The following is a 15769-nucleotide window of genomic DNA, read 5'->3' as shown; positions in this document are numbered from 1 at the left end:
CACCTGCGCAAACCCCAAAAACCCGCCAGGAAGGGCCCCACGTGACCCCCGCCCTGCTCGCTATCGCCTGCCTACTCGCCGTCACCCTCGGTTACGTCGGCGTATGTGCGGTGTCGCCGTTCGGTGACTGCCGCCGCTGCCGTGGCATGGGCCACGCCCTCAAGACGGACCGCAAGGGACGCATGAGGCGCGGCAAGGACTGCCGCCGCTGCCACGCCACCGGCAAGCGCATCCGCACCGGCCGCTGGCTCTACAACCGCTGGGCCCGCATCTACCGCGCCGGCACCGACACCCCGGAAGGGTCCCGATGATCCTCGACATCTCCGCCGTCCTGCTGTTCGGCGCCGCCTCCGTCTTCGCCGTCCGCACCCGCTCCGCCGGCGGCGGCGCCGCGCTCGTGCTGTTCCTGTTCGGGTTCTTCGCCGCCGGCACCGGCGCCTACGAGCCCATCCACAACCTCGTGCAGGCATCCGCCGACGCCCTGTCCGCCCTCGGCAACTGAAGGAGACCCGGCCGTGACCGAACCCACCACCCTCCGGACCGCGCCCCTCGTGATCCACCACCCCACCCCGGTCACCCCCGCCGCCATGCACGCGGCGCCGGTCGTTGCCGTCCAGCCGGGCTACATCCCGGCCGTGGCGAGCGTCGTCCTGCCGGACGGCCGTGTCGTGACCGGCTACGCCGTGGCACCGGCTCAGCCCGAGCCGGTCGCAGCCAAGCCGGCCGTGTCCCGCGCGGCGGTGAACGTCGCCCTCGGGGGCGTGGGGTTCCTCGCGGTGTGCGGCGGTCTGCTGCTGCTCACCTCGTTCATTGCCGCGCTGACCGCGTTCATCGGCCAACTCATCATCCTCGCCGCCGTCATCTTCGGCGGCTGGATCGCCGTGCAGGTGCTCGGCACGAGCGGCCACAAGGGCGGCACCACGGTCAACATCCGCCGGGCCGTGATCAAGCGCAACCGCTTCCACAGCTAGCTACGCCAAGGGCGGCCCCCCACTCTCGCCAAAGAAGCGGGGCCGCCCTTGTCCAACCGTCCTCAACAGACCTGTTGGAGGTCTCCCAGCATGACGCAACCCAACCTGATCCGGCGAGTGCACGGCCACCGGCCGACGCTGCTGGACCTGTACTGCTGCCAGGGCGGCGCCGCCAAGGGCTACACCGACGCCGGGTTCGACGTGACCGGCGTCGACAAGGATCCACAGCCCCGCTACCCATACCGGTTCGTACAGGCGGACGCGATCGCGTTCGTCCTGGAGCACGGGGCCGCGTTCGACTTCATCCACGCCTCCCCGCCGTGCCAGCACGACACCGACTGTCAGCGTCTTCGGGGCAATGACCACCCAGACCTGATCGCGCCCACCCGCGCAGCTCTGGAATCGACAGGGCGGCCGTGGGTGATGGAGAACGTGGGGGGCGCGGTGCCTAAGCTGCGCGCCCCGGTGATGCTGTGCGGGCAGATGTTCCACCTGGCCAACTACCGACACCGGTTCTTCGAGACCGGCGGCGGCTTCACCCTCGCCCAGCCGGACCACCCCGAGCACCTCGTGCCGCAGGCCAAGATGGGGCGTCCCGTCCCGCCGGGGCACTACGGGCAGTTCGTCGGCAACTTCTCCGGTGTTCCCCTGGCCCGGAAGGTGCTGGGGGTGCCGTGGATGAACCGCGACGGCATCCGCGAGTGCATCCCCCCGGCCTACGCCCACCACATCGGCCGCGCCGCCCTTGCCACGCTCGCCCCCGCGCTGGGGGTGGCGGCATGAACGAGACGCCCTATCCCCTGCAGACCGCGCTGAGTCTGGCCGCGTCCGGTGTGCCGGTGCTGCCCCTGCGGCGAGGGAAGGTGCCGTTCGGCAACTGCCCGGCATGCGCGGACAACGCGTGCGGCGGCCGGCCGAACATGAAGACCCCGGGCCCCTGCCCGTGCCCCGGTGTCTGCCACGCGTGGGCCGCCGCCACCACCGCGCCCGCGGTCATCGTCTCGCCCCTGTGGCGGGAGGCGTGGCAGCGCGCGGTGTGCGTCGGCTACCACCCCGGCGGCGCCGGTCTGACCGTGGTGGACCTGGACGACGCGGACGCCGTTGCGTGGGCCCGCCAGATCCTGCCTGCCACACGCACGGTGCCGACGACGCGCGGTGAGCACTGGATCTACCGGGGTGCCATGACCTCCCGCAACGCGGTCCGGACCGGCGTCGACATCAAGTCGTCTATGTCTTATGCCCGCTACCTCGGGCCCGGCACCGGCCACATGGTCGACCTGCCCGACGCCGTGCGTGCCCTCGCGGTCAAGAGGCCACCTGCGGTCAGGCCGGTGCCGCACGTCGGCGCCGCGCCCGCAGGTGCGGCGGGCGGGGGATGCCCTCATCGCACGCCCGCCTACCTCGAACGCGGTATCGCCATGGCCGTGCAGCGCATCACCGAGGCTCGCAGCGCGGTCCACGCCACGGTCTACGGGGCGTTCCTCGCGGTGCTGTCCACGCACGGCCGGTGCGGCTGCCTCACCGACATCCACGTCACCCGACTGTTCACCGCTGCGCAGACCAAGGGCGAGACCCTGCGGCACTGCACGGACGCGTGGACCAACGCCCGCACCGTATTGGGGCTGTGAGCCATGTCCGACGACGACAAGACCCCCGCCCGTGACGTCATCGCCGGTTACGCGCAGGAGCACTTCCGGTACTTCCGCACCGCTGACGGCACCGTGTACGCACAGAGGAACGGCCACCCCGTGGCCCGCCCGATCCGCTCCCAGGGCACCTCGGGCAGCCACCGGCAGGAACTCATGGTGGGCCTCTTCCATGACGGATACGGCGTCTTCAACGGCACCGCCTTGAAGGAGGCACTCGACTTGATCGAGGCACTCGCGCTGAGCCAGGACGTCCAGCCCGTACATATCCGCGTCGCGCCCGGGTTCGACGGGGCGACATGGCTGGACCTCGGGCGCGCTGACGGGCAGTCGGTCCGAATCCACCCCACCGGGTGGGACATCCGCACCCCCGACCCCGCAGAGGTGTGCTGGCGCCGCACGCAGCTCACGGGCGAGCTGCCCATGCCCGTCAAGGACACCGACGGCAAGGGCATCGATCTCCTGCTTAGGCTGTGCAACTTCGCCAATGCCGAGACCGAATGCCTGGCCATCGCGTGGTTGATCGGCTGTCTCGGTCCGTCCGTTCCCGTCCCCGCCCCGTTCCTCACCGGCCCCCAGGGCGCCGGCAAATCGACGGGCGGGCGGATGCTCGTGCGCATCATCGAGGGCATGAGCGGGGACCTGCGCCGGGCCCCGAAGGATGAGGAGAACCTGATCGCGGCCGTGGCCGCTGGATGGGTCACCGCCCTTGACAACCTCTCCCACTTGGCGCCGGACCTGTCGGACGCGATGTGCTGCATTGTCACCGGGGCCGAGACCGTCAAACGCGCCCTGTACACCGACGGGGACGTCGTCCGGGCTCGCTACCGCCGCCCCCTGCTGCTGACCGGCATCGACGTCGGTGTCATCCGGCCCGACCTTGCCGAACGGCTCCTGCCACTGCGCCTGGAACGCCCCAGCGTCCGGCGGACCGAAGCGGAACTGTGGGCCGAGTACGCACAAGCCCTGCCCGTGATTCTCGGCTCCCTGCTCGACCTCACGGTCAAGGTGCGTGCGGCAGAGGCGGACATTCCGACCGATCTGCGGATGGCCGACTTCGCGCACCTGTGCGCGCAGCTCGACGCGGCCACCGGGTTCGGGGCGCTCGCCGCCTACCGGGCCAGCCTGGACGACCTCAACGACGACGTCATTGAAGGTGACTTGCTGGCACAGACCGTCCTGAAGCACGCCGCCGGCATCGCTCCGGGGGCAGAGGAGCGGATGACTTCTGCCGAGTGGCTGCACGCCCTCACGGGCCTCTACAGCGGCGAGGACTGCCGCCCCCTGCCAAAAGGCTGGCCGACCACCGGCAAAGTCCTCTCAGACCGCCTCAAGCGCCTTCAGCCCACCCTCGCCGCCCGAGGCGTCCTCATCGACTGGGGACGCACCAAGGCGGCCCGGTACATCGAGATGGCCCGGCCCCCGGCCCCGCCGCCCGCACACGAGCAGAAACCGGCGTTCTGACCGTCGGCACCCCTGCCGGTCGCCACAAGCAAGAGGAGCACCCGGGCGAGGCGTTCACCCGGGCGAGGCGTGCTCCTCTTGCTGTTCGGCGGCGGCGCCGCCCTGCGATGGTCGCGCCGCGTAGCGGCTCCTTCTTCACGCTCTGAGCCGCGCACTACAACAGACACCACTCCCTTTCTTGTCCGAAGTAAAGAGCCGCTGCGTCACCTGCGTCACCCATGGACGGCAAACGACCCGTGACCTGCCAAGAGAGCGGTGACGCAGACGCGCGGCGAGTGCGTCACCCCGCGTCACCCACGTCACCGATGACGGGCAGTCGCGTCACCGGTGACGCACCCCGAAACTGCCTTCGTCACTCAAACCCGCAGGTCAGCGCCCCGAATGACGCAGGTGACGCGATGACGCAGAAATGCGCACCTCGGACAGAAGCAACCTGGAGTCGCCTGGATGAGCACCGTTGCTGAACCTGCTGAACAACTCCTCTACCGACCTGAAGAGGCGGCAAAGGCTCTCCGCATTGGCCGCTCGATGGTCTACGAGGAGATCCGACTCGGACGCCTCAAGACCGTCCGTATCGGCCGCCGCCGACTTGTGCCGCCTGAGTACATCGAGCAGTACGTCGAACTCCTCAAGAGCGAGGCAGAAGCCGCCGCCTGAACCCAACAACGCGAACAACAGGGCCGCGTCTTCCGGGGCGCGGCCCTGTTCCATATGGAGGCACAACACAGCATGACCGAGACCCCGAAGCGCGCCCAAAGGGCTGGCCACGGTGCGGACACGATCTATTGGGACCCTGCCAAGAAGAGCTACGTCGGAGCCGTATCCCTGGGCTACGCCCCAAACGGCAAGCGCCGCCGGCCGAAGGTCTACGGCAAGACGAAGACGGAAGTCCGCAACAAGATCCGCGACTTGAAGAAGGAGGTGCAGACGGGCGTCAAGGCGCCGGCCAACTACACCGTGGCCGACGCGGTGAACGACTGGTTGGAGCGCGGGCTGAAGGGGCGCGACGAGAAGGGCACCATCGGCAAGAACCGCTCGATGGCGAGCAAGCACCTGATCCCGTTCATCGGTAAGGCCAAGCTGAAGGAACTCAGCGCGGACGACGTCGACGACTGGTTGGACGGCAGGGCCGAATTCCTCGCGACGCGAAGCCTGCGTGACCTGCTCGCCATCCTGCGTCGCTCCATCGCGCACGCTCAGCGCAGGGACAAGGCGGCGCGGAACGTCGCCTTACTCGTCACCGCACCGGAGGGGCGCCCCGGCCGACCGAGCAAAGCGCTGAACCTGGAACAGGCGAAAGCTGTGCTCACCGCGGCGCGTCCGTCACGGCTGTATGCCTACCTCGTGCTCTCGCTCCTCAGCGGCGTCCGCACGGAAGAGGCGCGGCCCCTCACCTGGGATCACGTCTTCCTGGAGACGACGGATGGCATCCCGCCTCACGTAGCGGTGTGGCGTTCGGTGCGCAAGCACGGCGAGACCAAGACCAGGAAGAGCCGCCGAACCATCGCTCTGCCGAAGCAGGTGGTCGACGTCCTCGAAGAGCACATGCGATGGCAGAAGCAGGAGCGGGCATCGAAGGGGATGGAGTGGGACCCGGTCGGCCGCGTCTTCACCACCCGGAGCGGTGAGCCGCTCGATGCGGCCAACGTCCGGCGAGACTTCAAAGCCATCGTGAAGAAGGCTGGGCTCAAGCCGGAGTGGACCCCGAGAGAGCTGCGGCACAGCTTCGTGTCCCTGCTCTCCGATCACGGCATCCCCCTGGAACGGATCGCACTGCTGGTTGGGCACAGCAGCCAGGCGACCACAGAGGCGGTCTACCGCAAGCAACTGCGGCCCGTGATCACACAGGGTGCCGAAGCGATGGATGCCATCTTCGCTGAAGATCAGGAAGGAACTGACGCGCCGGACGACGAGCAGGGCGACGCGGTGGCCTGATCAAAATCGTTTGGCCCCCCGTTTGGCCCCCCGAGCACGACAGAGGCCCATTCACGATCACGTGAATGGGCCTCTGACCTGTGTCGGGGTGGCGGGATTTGAACCCACGACCTCTTCGTCCCGAACGAAGCGCGCTGCCAAGCTGCGCTACACCCCGGTGTCGCTGCTTGTCGCGGCGACGACGTTTACTTTAGCCCACCGGTGGCCGGAGACGAAATCCGGTTTTCGTGCGGCGGCGGATCGGGTTCGGGCGGGTGTGGTCGAGGGCCACGAGGAGGACGGCCAGGGCGTAGAAGGAGAGGCCCAGGAGGAGGGCGTTGGCCAGGACGTGCTTGTAGCCGTGCCGGGCGACGTCGAGGAAGGGATAGAGGTACCGGTCCGTCGCGCTCGGGGGGAGCAGTTCGCCGCGGGTGAGGAAGAAGGCCAGGTAGGCCAGGGGGTAGAGCAGCCACGGTGCCGCCTGGCGCAGGCGCAGAGGGGCGGGGGCGGTCAGCAGGAGCCAGTCCAGGAGGGCTGCGATCGGGACCGCCGTGAGGAGGAGATGGCCGGCCACCGACTGCCACAGGGGGTGGGTGCCGGGGGTGCCCGTGATCGAGAACGGCGGGGAGGCGTCGGTCAGCAGCAGATGGTGGACCAGGGCGGCGATCGTGACGTAGAGCACAACCGCTCCGGTCAGCGCCGCGGGTACGGGGCTGCGGGCGGCCCAGGCCCTGCGGGCCGAGATCGCGAGGACCAGCGCGACCGCGATGTTGCTCTGGATCGCGAAGTGACTCAGGACGCGCAGCGGGGGGCCGACCACCATGTCGGCGGTCACCGCCGCCGCGGCCGCCGCGGCGATCAGCAGGCGGTACATCGCCGTCCACGGACGCGGGACGGGGGTCATCACCGCGGTCGCCGGGACGGTCGAAGGCATCAGTACGGAGATGCCCGGGATCGCGGGGAGGTCCGGTATGTCCCGAGGGAATGAAGGGGTGGAGGGTGGCGGTGTTTCCGGTCGTTGCGAGGAATCCTGCGACGGTGGCGCTTCGGGGGGTGGTGGCGCTTCCGGGGGTGGTGGGGTTCCCGGGGGTGGTGGGGATCCCGAGGTGGGGGGCGTGGGGGCGGCGGTCATGACCTCACCGTAGGGAGGGAGGGCATGACCGGCGATCCGGGTGGGCTGGGCGGGTTACACCCCGGCTGGGACAGGCGCTAGTTACGGCCCACCAGCGTCAGCAGTGTCGCCTCCGGGGGGCAGGCGAAACGGACCGGGGTGTAGCGGTTGGTGCCGCAGCCGGCCGAGACGTGCAGGTAGGAGGTGTGCCCCTCGGACGTGTGCGTGGACAGACCCTTCACCCGGTCGGTGTCCAGGTCGCAGTTGGTGACCAGGGCGCCGTAGAAGGGGATGCAGAGCTGACCGCCGTGGGTGTGGCCGGCCAGGATCAGGGGGTAGCCGTCCGCGGTGAAGGCGTCCAGGGAGCGCAGGTACGGGGCGTGGACCACGCCCATCGAGAAGTCCGCCACGCCGGACGGGCCGCCTGCCACCTTCGTGTAGCGGTCCCGCTTGATGTGCGGGTCGTCCAGGCCGGTCAGCTCCACCGAGACGCCTTCGACCTTGAGGATGCCGCGCGTGTTGGTCAGGTTGAGCCAGCCCGCCTCCTCGAAGCCGTCGCGCAGGTCCTCCCACGGGTTGTGGATCGCGCCGACCGCCGGGGCGTTGCCGTTCAGGCCGTGCCGGCCGCTGGTCTTCTCCAGCAGATAGCGTGCGGGGTTGCGCAGCTTCGGGCCGTAGTAGTCGTTGGAGCCGAAGACGTACGCGCCCGGGAACTCCATCAGGGGGCCCAGCGCGTCCAGCACCTCCGGCACGCCCTCCGGGTCGGAGAGGTTGTCCCCGGTGTTGATCACGAAGTCCGGGCGCAGCCCGGCCAGCGAGCGCAGCCAGCGCTGCTTCTTGCGCTGGCCGCTGACCATGTGGATGTCCGAGACCTGCAGGACGCGCAGGGGGCGCATGCCGGAGGGCAGCACCGGGACCGTCACCCGCCGCAGGCGGAAGGAGCGGGCCTCGAAGCCCGCCGAGTAGAGAAGACCGGCGGTCGCGACCGCCGTGATGCCCAGGGGAACTCGGTATCGCGCGCGCATGCGTCCATCGTCTCAGGAGCGTGCCGGGCAGCGGAAATTGGGCCGGGTCCGGGGCCATGCGTTCGCGGCATCCCGTAAATGCTCGCGCACCGGCGTTGCCGTACCTGCGACAATCAGGACCATGACCACGCTCAAGTCGAAGCTGCACGAAGACCTCAACGCCGCGATCAAGGAGCGCGATGAGCTGCGCTCCTCGACGCTCCGGCTGACGCTCGCCGCGATCACCAAGGAGGAGGTCGCGGGCAAGGAGAAGCGCGAGCTCTCCGACGACGAGGTCCTCAAGGTGATCACCAAGGAGGCCAAGAAGCGCCGGGAGGCGGCCGAGGCCTTCGCCCAGGGTGGTCGTACGGAGTCGGCCGAGCGGGAGAAGGCCGAGGGTGAGGTGCTTGCCGCGTACCTGCCCAAGCAGCTGTCCGACGACGAGCTGAACGCGATCGTCGCCCAGGCCGTCGAGGAGGCGCGGGCCGCCGGTGCCGAGGGGCCGCGTGCCATGGGCGCGGTCATGAAGATCGTGAACCCGAAGGTCGCGGGGCAGGCCGAGGGCGGGCGTGTCGCCGCCGTGGTGAAGAGGCTGCTGGCCGGCTGATCCGGTCGTCCGTCCGCTCCGACCGTTTCCCGGCAGGGGCGCGAGGGGCGCGCAAGCGAAGGGGCGCCGGCTTTCCGCCGTGCGCCCCTTGCTCGTATGTTCCTGCGTTCCTGTCGCCGTACGTTCCTGTCGCGTCGGCCGAGCCGGTCGAAGTCGTTCGGCCGCCGTCAGCCGCGCCGGCCCCCGTTCCCGTTCCCGCGTGCGCCGCCGTCCTGGCCTTGGACGAAGCCCCCCGGGACGGAGATGCTGGGTGAAGGGTTCGGGCCGCCCCCGGTCGTGCCGCCGTTGGTCACGCCGCCGAAGAGGCCCCCGATGAGGCCGCCGTTGTCACCGTTGTTCCCGTCGTCGCCGCGCCCGCGCCCCTTGTTCTTGTCCTTGTCCTTCTCCTTGTCGGGGATGTCGACGAGGTTGAAGGACGGGGCCGGCTTGCCCTGCAGGGCGCCGGTCATCGCGTCCCGCCAGATCGGGCCGGGGACGTCGGCGCCGTAGACGAGGCCGTGCAGGACGCCGCCGATGCGGATGTTGGTCATCTGGACCTTCTGGGTGGCGCTGCCCACCCACACCGCGCCCGCCAGGTTCGGCGTGTAGCCGACGAACCACGCGTTCTTGCGCTCGTCCGTCGTACCCGTCTTACCGGCGTTGTCGCGGTCCGAGAGGCCGGCCTGCCGGCCCGTACCGGAGTCGATCACGCCCTGGAGCAGCGTGTTGACCGTGTCCGCGGTCTTCACGGACATGGCGCGCGAGCAGGTCGACTTCGGCACCGCCAGCGACTTCTCCTGGCCGCCGATCTTCTGGCTGATCGACTCGATGGCGATCGGGGTGCAGTACACCCCGCGGGAGGCGAAGGTGGCGTACGCGCTCGCCATCGTGAGCGGGGAGAGGCCCACCGCGCCGAGCGCGATGGAGGGCGTCTGCGGCAGCTTCTCGCCGTTGCCCTGCACCACGTGCAGCTTGTCCGTCATGTTGACCACCGGGCACAGCCCGATGTCGGAGATCATCTGGACGAAGTAGGTGTTGACCGACTTCGCCATGGCCTCCTTCATGGCGTACGGGCCGTGTTCCGAGGTGCTCTCGTTCTCCACGTTGTCGTGGTACGTGTTGACCCACTGCTTGCCGTCGCACGCCTGCACCGGGCTCGGGTACGGCATCTTGTACGGCGACGAGTACTCCTGCCCCGGCGGCTTGCCGCCCTCGATCGCCGCCGCCGCCACGAACGGCTTGAACGTCGAGCCGGTCGGGAAGCCGAAGTTCGAGCCGCCCCGGTCGCTGCCGACCGAGTAGTTGATCTCGGTCTGGTCCTTGCCGTAGCCGTACGGCTTGGACTGGCCCATCGCCAGGACCTTGCCGGTGCCCGGCTCGACCAGTACGGCCGCCGCCGCGACCGGGTCCGACTGGTAGATGTGCTGCTTCAGCGAGGCCTGTACCGAGGCCTGGGCCTTCGGGTCCAGGGTGGTACGGATGGTCAGGCCGCCCTGGTTCCAGATCTTGGCCCGCTCGGTGCGGGTCTTGCCGAAGACCGGGTCGTTGAGGAAGACCTCCTCGACGTACTTGCAGAAGAAGCTCGAGTCCTTGACCGCGGTGATGCAGCCGTTGCGCGGCTGGGTGACCTTCAGGCCCAGCGGCTCCTTCTTCGCCCGGTCGGCCTCCGCCTGCGAGATGTCGCCGACCTCGGCCATGCGCTGGAGCACGACGTTGCGCCGCTTGGTGGCCTCCGCCTCGTCGTCGACCGGGTCGTAGCGGCTCGGTGACTGGACGATGCCGGCCAGCAGCGCCGACTCCGGGAGGGTGAGGTCCTTGGCGTGCTTGGAGAAGTACCGCTGGGAGGCGGCCTCGACGCCGTAGGCCTGCTCACCGAAGAAGGTGATGTTCAGGTAGTTCTCGAGGATCTTCTTCTTGCCCAGCTCCTGCTCGACCTGGATCGCGTACTTCAGTTCCTTGACCTTGCGGCCGAGGGTCTGCTGGGTGGCCTGGGCGACCTTGGTGGGGTCGTCGCCCGCCTCCTCGACGAAGACGTTCTTCACGTACTGCTGGGTGAGCGTGGAGGCGCCCTGGGCGACACCGCCGCTCTGCGCGTTCTTGTTGAGAGCGCGCAGCACGCCCTTCAGGTCGATCGCGCCGTGCTGGTAGAAGCGCGCGTCCTCGATCGCGACGAGCGCCTTCTGCATGTACGGCGAGATGTCCTTCAGCTCCACCACCGTGCGGTCCCGGGAGTAGACCTGGGCGATCGGCTGGCCCTGGCTGTCCAGGATGGTGGTGCGCTGGCTGAGCGGAGGACGCTTGAGGTTGGCCGGGATGTCGTCGAACCCCTGGACCGACCCCTTGGCCGCCAGGCCGAGCGCGCCGGCCGCGGGCAGCGCGATGCCGGCCATCACCGCCCCCGCGAGCACACTGACACCGAGGAACTTGGCGGCCTGCTGCGTGGGCGACAGGCCTCCGCCCGAGCGCTTCTTTGGCATGGGGGCAGCCTACGTTCTCATTCGCCGGACACGCGTATAGGCCTTGGCCTAAGCTGCTCTCAACTGTCACAGCAGTGCGGCCACGTATCAATACGTCCGGCGGCCTCGAAACGTTCCGGGTTCTCCCGACTTTTTTGGTCGGGGTGATGACCGGGGGTGTTCTGGGCGCTTTTGGGGGAGTTGGTGCGGTGCCGGTCGGGTGGCGCGACGCGCACGGCTCACGGGTGTGTGGCGTGCCCGAAATCGCCTTGTGTGCCACCTGGCGTCCGTTGTGACGCAACTGAATCGTCCCGTTGTGCCGGGATTGTTGCGTATGTCGCCACCTCACTCCCCCGGGTGATCTGCCGCTAACCCATAGTCCGTTCGGGCCATTCAAGATTGGGCCCGCAGGGGGTGTTGCGCTGTGCCCACCTTCCGTAACGTCCTCAACTGGCGGCGGTGAATATGCCGCTGCCGCCGTGGGGGAGCCTCGATTCGGGAGAGGACGGCGCCGGTATGGGCTGGGTAACCGACTGGAGTGCGCAGGCGGCCTGCCGCACTACCGATCCGGATGAACTGTTCGTTCAGGGAGCAGCGCAGAACAGGGCCAAGGCGGTGTGCACCGGATGCCCGGTACGCACCGAATGCCTCGCCGACGCGCTCGACAACCGCGTCGAGTTCGGCGTCTGGGGAGGCATGACGGAGCGGGAGCGCCGCGCACTGCTGCGCCGGCGGCCGACCGTCACCTCGTGGCGCCGGCTGCTGGAGACCGCTCGCATGGAGTACGAGCGCGGGGCCGGCCTGGTGTCCCTCGACGACGACCAGGTGTACGAGAACTACGCGGCGGTGAGCTGAGGGCACCCATCGGGGTGCCTTTGTCACTCGCCGGGCTCGGGCAGCTCGCGGCGGTTGTCCGCGAGCCGGTCGCCGATGTCCCGCAGCCCCGCGAGGTCGTGCACGTCGCCGGGCAGCGCCGCCACTTCGGCCACCGCCACCTCGGGGTGCCGGGCGGTGAAGCGGTCACGCGTGCGCTGCTCACGGGAGAGCAGCTGCATGCGTTCGGCGTGCAGCCTCAGCAGGCCCGCGGTCACCTGGTCGACGGGATCCACGGACGTCTGGAGTGGGTCCACGGACGCCTGGACGGGATCGGGAGAAGAAGGTGAAGATTCGGGGGAGTCCGAACCGCCATACGTTTCGGGAGAGTTACGAAGTCCAGCTTTCCCGTCTCCCTGATCCACAATGCGGGGCTCTTCAAGATTTTCCGCGGCGGCGAGCGCCCGCTCGGCCGACAGCTGTCCGGCGCCGCTGCCATGGACGCGGTTGAGCACCAGACCGGCCAGCGGCATCTTCTCCGCGGCCAGCCGCTCCACGAAGTACGCGGCCTCGCGCAGCGCGTCCCGCTCCGGGGCCGCGACCACGAGGAACGCCGTCCCGGGCGCCTGGAGCAGCTTGTACGTGGCGTCCGCGCGCGTACGGAAGCCGCCGAACGTGGTGTCCATCGCGGCGACGAACGTCTGCACGTCCTTGAGCAGCTGACCGCCCAGCAGCTTGCCGAGGGTGCCCGTCATCATCGACATGCCGACGTTCAGGAACTTCATCCCCGCGCGCCCGCCCAGCTTCGCGGGCGCCGTCAGCAGCCGGATCAGCCGGCCGTCCAGGAAGGAGCCGAGCCGCTTCGGCGCGTCCAGGAAGTCCAGGGCCGAGCGGGAGGGAGGCGTGTCGACGACGATGAGGTCCCATTCGTCCCGGGCCCGCAGCTGCCCCAGCTTCTCCATCGCCATGTACTCCTGCGTGCCCGCGAAGCCCGCCGAGAGGGACTGGTAGAAGGGGTTGGCCAGGATCGCGGCCGCCCGCTCCGGATCCGCGTGCGCCTCGACGACCTCGTCGAAGGTGCGCTTCATGTCGAGCATCATGGCGTGCAGCTCGCCCTCGCCCTCGGTGCCCTTCACCCGACGGGGGACGTTGTCGAGCGAGTCGATGCCCATGGACTGCGCCAGGCGGCGGGCCGGGTCGATGGTCAGGACCACCACCTTGCGGCCGCGCTCGGCGGCGCGCAGCCCGAGGGCCGCCGCCGTCGTCGTCTTGCCGACACCGCCCGAGCCGCAGCACACCACGATCCGCGTATCCGGGTCGTCGAGCAGCGGATCGATGTCGAGCAGACGCGCGGGCGCGAGGCGACGGGCACCCTGTGACGCCTCCTGCGTGCGCGTGGTCTCCCGCGCGGGGGCCGGGTCCGGGCTCATGACATCCCCTGCAATCCCTGCTTGCGCAGCTCGGTCGCCAGTTCGTACAGGCCCGCCAGATCCATGCCCTCGGCGAACAGTGGCAGTTCGTGCAGCGGCAGACCCAGCTCGCTCAGGACGGACCGCTGCTCCTCCTCCAGGGCGTACCGCTCGGCGTACTCCTCCGCCTGCCCGAGCAGCGGCTCCACCAGTCGTTCCGCGTGCCCGCCGCGCCGTGCGCCGCCGAGCCCGGCGGCGGACAGCGACCGGGCGAGGGAGGCCCGCGGCACGGTCCGTACGAGTTCCAGATCGGCCGCGTCCAGCAGCTGCGGCCGCACCATGTTCACGATGACGCGCCCCACCGGCAGGCGTGCGGCGCGCAGTTCCGCGATGCCGTCCACGGTCTCCTGGACGGGCATCTCCTCCAGCAGCGCCACCAGGTGCACGGCCGTCTCGGCCGACTTCAGCACCCGCATCACCGCCTGGGCCTGATTGTGTATCGGGCCGATCTTTGCGAGCCCGGCCACCTCGTCGTTGACGTTGAGGAAGCGGGTGATGCGGCCGGTCGGCGGCGCGTCCATGATCACGTAGTCGTAGACGAACCGTCCGCCGCGGTCCTTGCGGCGCACCGCCTCGCACGCCTTGCCGGTCAGCAGGACGTCCCTGAGGCCCGGCGCGATGGTGGTGGCGAAGTCGATGGCGCCGAGTTTCTTCAGGGCCCGGCCCGCGCCACCCAGCTTGTAGAACATCTGGAGGTAGTCCAGCAGAGCCAGTTCGGGGTCTATGGCGAGTGCGTACACCTCCCCGCCCCCGGGAGCGACGGCGATCTTCCGTTCCTCATACGGCAGCGCCTCCGTTTCGAAGAGCTGTGCGATGCCCTGCCGACCCTCGACCTCGACGAGGAGCGTCCGCTTCCCCTCCGTGGCCAGGGCCAGCGCGAGGGCGGCGGCGACCGTCGTCTTTCCGGTCCCGCCCTTGCCGCTGACGACCTGGAGCCTGCTCACGCCTTCGAGACTAACCAGTCCGCGCTCCGGGCACGCGGGAGGCTGTGGACAACTGCCGTCGTGGTCGGCCTTCCGCCCTGCGGAACCTGTGGACAAGCACCGCGGCCGCCGCCGTGTGTCCGGCGGCCGACCGCCGTCGCCGTCGGCCGTGTGTCCGGCGGACAACCGCCGTGCGGTCGGCCGCGTGCCCGGCGGACCACAGCGGATACAGTCGGCCACATGAAGAAGTGGGAATACGCGACCGTGCCGCTGCTCGTCCACGCCACGAAGCAGATTCTGGACACCTGGGGCGAGGACGGCTGGGAGCTCGTCCAGGTCGTGCCCGGGCCGAACCCCGAGCAGCTCGTGGCCTACCTGAAGCGGGAGAAGCAGGCATGAGCGCGGTCGAGGCCAAGCTGGCCGAACTCGGTCTGACGCTGCCGGAGGTCGTGCCTCCGCTGGCCGCCTACCAGCCCGCCGTGCAGTCCGGGCCGTACGTCTACACCGCAGGCCAGCTGCCGATGGTCGAGGGCAAGCTGCCGGTCACCGGCAAGGTGGGCCTGGAGGTCACCCCGGAGGAGGCCAAGGAGCTGGCCCGCATCTGCGCGCTGAACGCCCTCGCGGCCGTCAAGTCCGTCGCGGGCGACCTGGACCGCATCGCGCGCGTGGTGAAGGTCGTGGGCTTCGTCGCCTCGGCCGCGGACTTCACCGGCCAGCCCGGCGTCGTCAACGGCGCCAGCGAGCTGCTGGCCGAGGTCCTGGGCGACAAGGGCGTGCACGCGCGCAGCGCGGTCGGCGTCGCGGTGCTGCCGCTGGACGCGCCGGTGGAGGTGGAGATCCAGGTCGAGCTGGTGCCGTAGCGGACGGTGCCGGTGCGGGCCGGCCGTACCGGACGGTGCCGTGGCGCACTGACACACCGGGGGGGGCTCGCGGCGGCCACGGGGCCGGGCCGCCACGGAGGTCACGGGAATCTCCCTCGCAGGCCCCTGACCTCGGGCACCTCTCGAACATTCGCCCACCACGGGATAGCCTCCGCCCATGGCGAATGGGCAGTGGTTTCCCCCGGACTGGCCGGACCGCATCCGCGCGCTCGCGGACGGCACCCTCACACCGGTCACGCCCAGGCGCGCGGCCACCGTCATGCTCCTGCGGGACACCGACGCCGGGCCCGCCGTGCACATGCTGCGCAGACGCGCCTCCATGGCCTTCGCCGGAGGCGCGTACGCGTACCCCGGCGGGGGAGTCGACCCCCGCGACGACGACCTCCGGGTCCGCTGGGCCGGTCCCACGCGCGCGTGGTGGGCCGACCGGCTCGGCGTGGCGGAGACGGAGGCCCAGGCGATCGTCTGCGCGGCCGTCCGGGAGACGTACGAGGAGGCGGGCGTCCTGCTCGCCGGCCCCGACCCGGACTC

18 protein-coding genes and 1 tRNA gene are annotated in these 15769 nt (G+C 69.9%); 13 read left to right on the top strand and 6 right to left on the bottom strand.

The window, feature by feature from the left end:
* The first annotated feature begins 41 nt into the window (after nucleotides 1–41).
* The 8 genes from IE318_RS22035 to IE318_RS22000 all read left to right on the top strand — a co-directional run bounded on the left by IE318_RS22035 (nucleotide 42) and on the right by IE318_RS22000 (nucleotide 6016).
* Nucleotides 42–311 carry a hypothetical protein gene (locus IE318_RS22035; RefSeq protein WP_189902895.1) on the top strand — a complete coding sequence of 90 codons (270 nt, stop codon included), beginning with the start codon at nucleotides 42–44 and terminating at the stop codon, nucleotides 309–311.
* Nucleotides 308–502, top strand: coding sequence for a hypothetical protein (locus IE318_RS22030; protein WP_189902893.1), 195 nt, complete (start codon nucleotides 308–310; stop codon nucleotides 500–502). Before IE318_RS22035 ends, IE318_RS22030 begins: the two co-directional genes overlap by 4 nt.
* A gap of 13 nt (nucleotides 503–515) precedes the next feature.
* Nucleotides 516–971: a hypothetical protein gene (locus tag IE318_RS22025; RefSeq protein WP_189902891.1), complete on the top strand. Its 456-nt coding sequence runs from the start codon at nucleotides 516–518 to the stop codon at nucleotides 969–971.
* Between the two features lie 90 nt (nucleotides 972–1061).
* Nucleotides 1062–1754, top strand: coding sequence for a class I SAM-dependent methyltransferase (locus IE318_RS22020; RefSeq protein WP_189902889.1), 693 nt, complete (start codon nucleotides 1062–1064; stop codon nucleotides 1752–1754).
* On the top strand, nucleotides 1751–2599 hold the full coding sequence (locus tag IE318_RS22015) for a bifunctional DNA primase/polymerase (RefSeq protein WP_189902887.1): 849 nt from the start codon (nucleotides 1751–1753) through the stop codon (nucleotides 2597–2599). The genes IE318_RS22020 and IE318_RS22015 overlap by 4 nt, the downstream gene beginning before the upstream one ends.
* A 3-nt stretch (nucleotides 2600–2602) precedes the next feature.
* Nucleotides 2603–4081: an AICE element replication initiation protein gene (locus IE318_RS22010; RefSeq protein ID WP_189902885.1), complete on the top strand. Its 1479-nt coding sequence runs from the start codon at nucleotides 2603–2605 to the stop codon at nucleotides 4079–4081.
* 447 nt (nucleotides 4082–4528) lie between these two features.
* Nucleotides 4529–4738, top strand: coding sequence for a helix-turn-helix domain-containing protein (locus tag IE318_RS22005; RefSeq protein WP_189902882.1), 210 nt, complete (start codon nucleotides 4529–4531; stop codon nucleotides 4736–4738).
* Nucleotides 4739–4810: 72 nt separating this feature from the next.
* Nucleotides 4811–6016 (top strand): site-specific integrase, encoded by a 1206-nt coding sequence (locus tag IE318_RS22000; RefSeq protein ID WP_189902880.1) that lies wholly within the window; start codon nucleotides 4811–4813, stop codon nucleotides 6014–6016.
* Between the two features lie 83 nt (nucleotides 6017–6099).
* On the opposite strand, the gene IE318_RS21995 is transcribed toward IE318_RS22000, so the two are convergent.
* From IE318_RS21995 to IE318_RS21985, 3 genes are all read right to left on the bottom strand, one after another.
* Nucleotides 6100–6173, bottom strand: a tRNA-Pro gene (locus IE318_RS21995).
* A gap of 33 nt (nucleotides 6174–6206) precedes the next feature.
* A complete protein-coding gene (locus IE318_RS21990; protein WP_229903660.1) occupies nucleotides 6207–6929 on the bottom strand; it encodes a Pr6Pr family membrane protein in 723 nt (240 codons plus the stop codon).
* 275 nt (nucleotides 6930–7204) lie between these two features.
* The gene (locus IE318_RS21985) at nucleotides 7205–8131 is read right to left on the bottom strand and encodes a metallophosphoesterase (RefSeq protein ID WP_189902875.1); all 927 of its coding nucleotides are present in this window, start codon (nucleotides 8129–8131) and stop codon (nucleotides 7205–7207) included.
* Nucleotides 8132–8252: 121 nt separating this feature from the next.
* On the opposite strand from IE318_RS21985, the gene IE318_RS21980 reads away from it, so the two are divergent.
* The gene (locus IE318_RS21980; protein WP_189902873.1) at nucleotides 8253–8717 is read left to right on the top strand and encodes a GatB/YqeY domain-containing protein; all 465 of its coding nucleotides are present in this window, start codon (nucleotides 8253–8255) and stop codon (nucleotides 8715–8717) included.
* 167 nt (nucleotides 8718–8884) lie between these two features.
* Here the strand turns inward: IE318_RS21980 and IE318_RS21975 are convergent, their stop codons facing one another.
* Complete coding sequence (locus IE318_RS21975) at nucleotides 8885–11173, bottom strand: transglycosylase domain-containing protein (RefSeq protein WP_189902871.1); 2289 nt, start codon at nucleotides 11171–11173, stop codon at nucleotides 8885–8887.
* Nucleotides 11174–11668: 495 nt separating this feature from the next.
* Between IE318_RS21975 and wblA the strand changes: the two genes are divergently transcribed.
* On the top strand, nucleotides 11669–12007 hold the full coding sequence (wblA, locus tag IE318_RS21970; protein WP_030177205.1) for a transcriptional regulator WblA: 339 nt from the start codon (nucleotides 11669–11671) through the stop codon (nucleotides 12005–12007).
* A 23-nt stretch (nucleotides 12008–12030) separates the two neighbouring features.
* Here wblA and bagB read toward each other — a convergent pair whose 3' ends face one another.
* Complete coding sequence (gene bagB / locus IE318_RS21965; RefSeq protein WP_189902869.1) at nucleotides 12031–13395, bottom strand: ATPase BagB; 1365 nt, start codon at nucleotides 13393–13395, stop codon at nucleotides 12031–12033.
* Nucleotides 13392–14378 (bottom strand): ATPase BagA, encoded by a 987-nt coding sequence (gene bagA / locus IE318_RS21960; RefSeq protein ID WP_189902867.1) that lies wholly within the window; start codon nucleotides 14376–14378, stop codon nucleotides 13392–13394. Before bagA ends, bagB begins: the two co-directional genes overlap by 4 nt.
* 219 nt (nucleotides 14379–14597) lie before the next feature.
* Between bagA and sp36 the strand changes: the two genes are divergently transcribed.
* The 3 genes from sp36 to IE318_RS45085 all read left to right on the top strand — a co-directional run.
* A complete protein-coding gene (gene sp36, locus IE318_RS21955; protein WP_107473408.1) occupies nucleotides 14598–14756 on the top strand; it encodes a Sp36 family protein in 159 nt (52 codons plus the stop codon).
* A complete protein-coding gene (locus IE318_RS21950; protein WP_189902865.1) occupies nucleotides 14753–15217 on the top strand; it encodes a RidA family protein in 465 nt (154 codons plus the stop codon). The genes sp36 and IE318_RS21950 overlap by 4 nt, the downstream gene beginning before the upstream one ends.
* A gap of 178 nt (nucleotides 15218–15395) precedes the next feature.
* On the top strand, nucleotides 15396–15769 hold a 374-nt coding region (locus IE318_RS45085; protein WP_506005416.1), incomplete at its 3' end, for an NUDIX hydrolase.

Source organism: Streptomyces spiralis (genome assembly GCF_014654675.1).
Classification (GTDB): Bacteria; Actinomycetota; Actinomycetes; order Streptomycetales; family Streptomycetaceae; genus Streptomyces; species Streptomyces spiralis.
Note: the sequence above shows the minus strand (reverse complement) of the source record. Positions and strands in the feature narration are given on the sequence as shown.

Excerpts from the sequence above, each read along its gene's own strand:
- IE318_RS22030 (WP_189902893.1), top strand. The coding sequence starts at position 308 with ATGATCCTCGACATCTCCGCCGTCCTGCTGTTCGGCGCCGCCTCCGTC.
- IE318_RS22020 (WP_189902889.1), top strand. The coding sequence starts at position 1,062 with ATGACGCAACCCAACCTGATCCGGCGAGTGCACGGCCACCGGCCGACG.
- IE318_RS22015 (WP_189902887.1), top strand. The coding sequence starts at position 1,751 with ATGAACGAGACGCCCTATCCCCTGCAGACCGCGCTGAGTCTGGCCGCG.
- IE318_RS22010 (WP_189902885.1), top strand. The coding sequence starts at position 2,603 with ATGTCCGACGACGACAAGACCCCCGCCCGTGACGTCATCGCCGGTTAC.
- IE318_RS22005 (WP_189902882.1), top strand. The coding sequence starts at position 4,529 with ATGAGCACCGTTGCTGAACCTGCTGAACAACTCCTCTACCGACCTGAA.
- IE318_RS22000 (WP_189902880.1), top strand. The coding sequence starts at position 4,811 with ATGACCGAGACCCCGAAGCGCGCCCAAAGGGCTGGCCACGGTGCGGAC.
- IE318_RS21990 (WP_229903660.1), bottom strand. The coding sequence starts at position 6,929 with ATGCCTTCGACCGTCCCGGCGACCGCGGTGATGACCCCCGTCCCGCGT.
- IE318_RS21985 (WP_189902875.1), bottom strand. The coding sequence starts at position 8,131 with ATGCGCGCGCGATACCGAGTTCCCCTGGGCATCACGGCGGTCGCGACC.
- IE318_RS21980 (WP_189902873.1), top strand. The coding sequence starts at position 8,253 with ATGACCACGCTCAAGTCGAAGCTGCACGAAGACCTCAACGCCGCGATC.
- IE318_RS21975 (WP_189902871.1), bottom strand. The coding sequence starts at position 11,173 with ATGCCAAAGAAGCGCTCGGGCGGAGGCCTGTCGCCCACGCAGCAGGCC.
- wblA (WP_030177205.1), top strand. The coding sequence starts at position 11,669 with ATGGGCTGGGTAACCGACTGGAGTGCGCAGGCGGCCTGCCGCACTACC.
- bagB (WP_189902869.1), bottom strand. The coding sequence starts at position 13,395 with ATGAGCCCGGACCCGGCCCCCGCGCGGGAGACCACGCGCACGCAGGAG.
- sp36 (WP_107473408.1), top strand. The coding sequence starts at position 14,598 with ATGAAGAAGTGGGAATACGCGACCGTGCCGCTGCTCGTCCACGCCACG.
- IE318_RS21950 (WP_189902865.1), top strand. The coding sequence starts at position 14,753 with ATGAGCGCGGTCGAGGCCAAGCTGGCCGAACTCGGTCTGACGCTGCCG.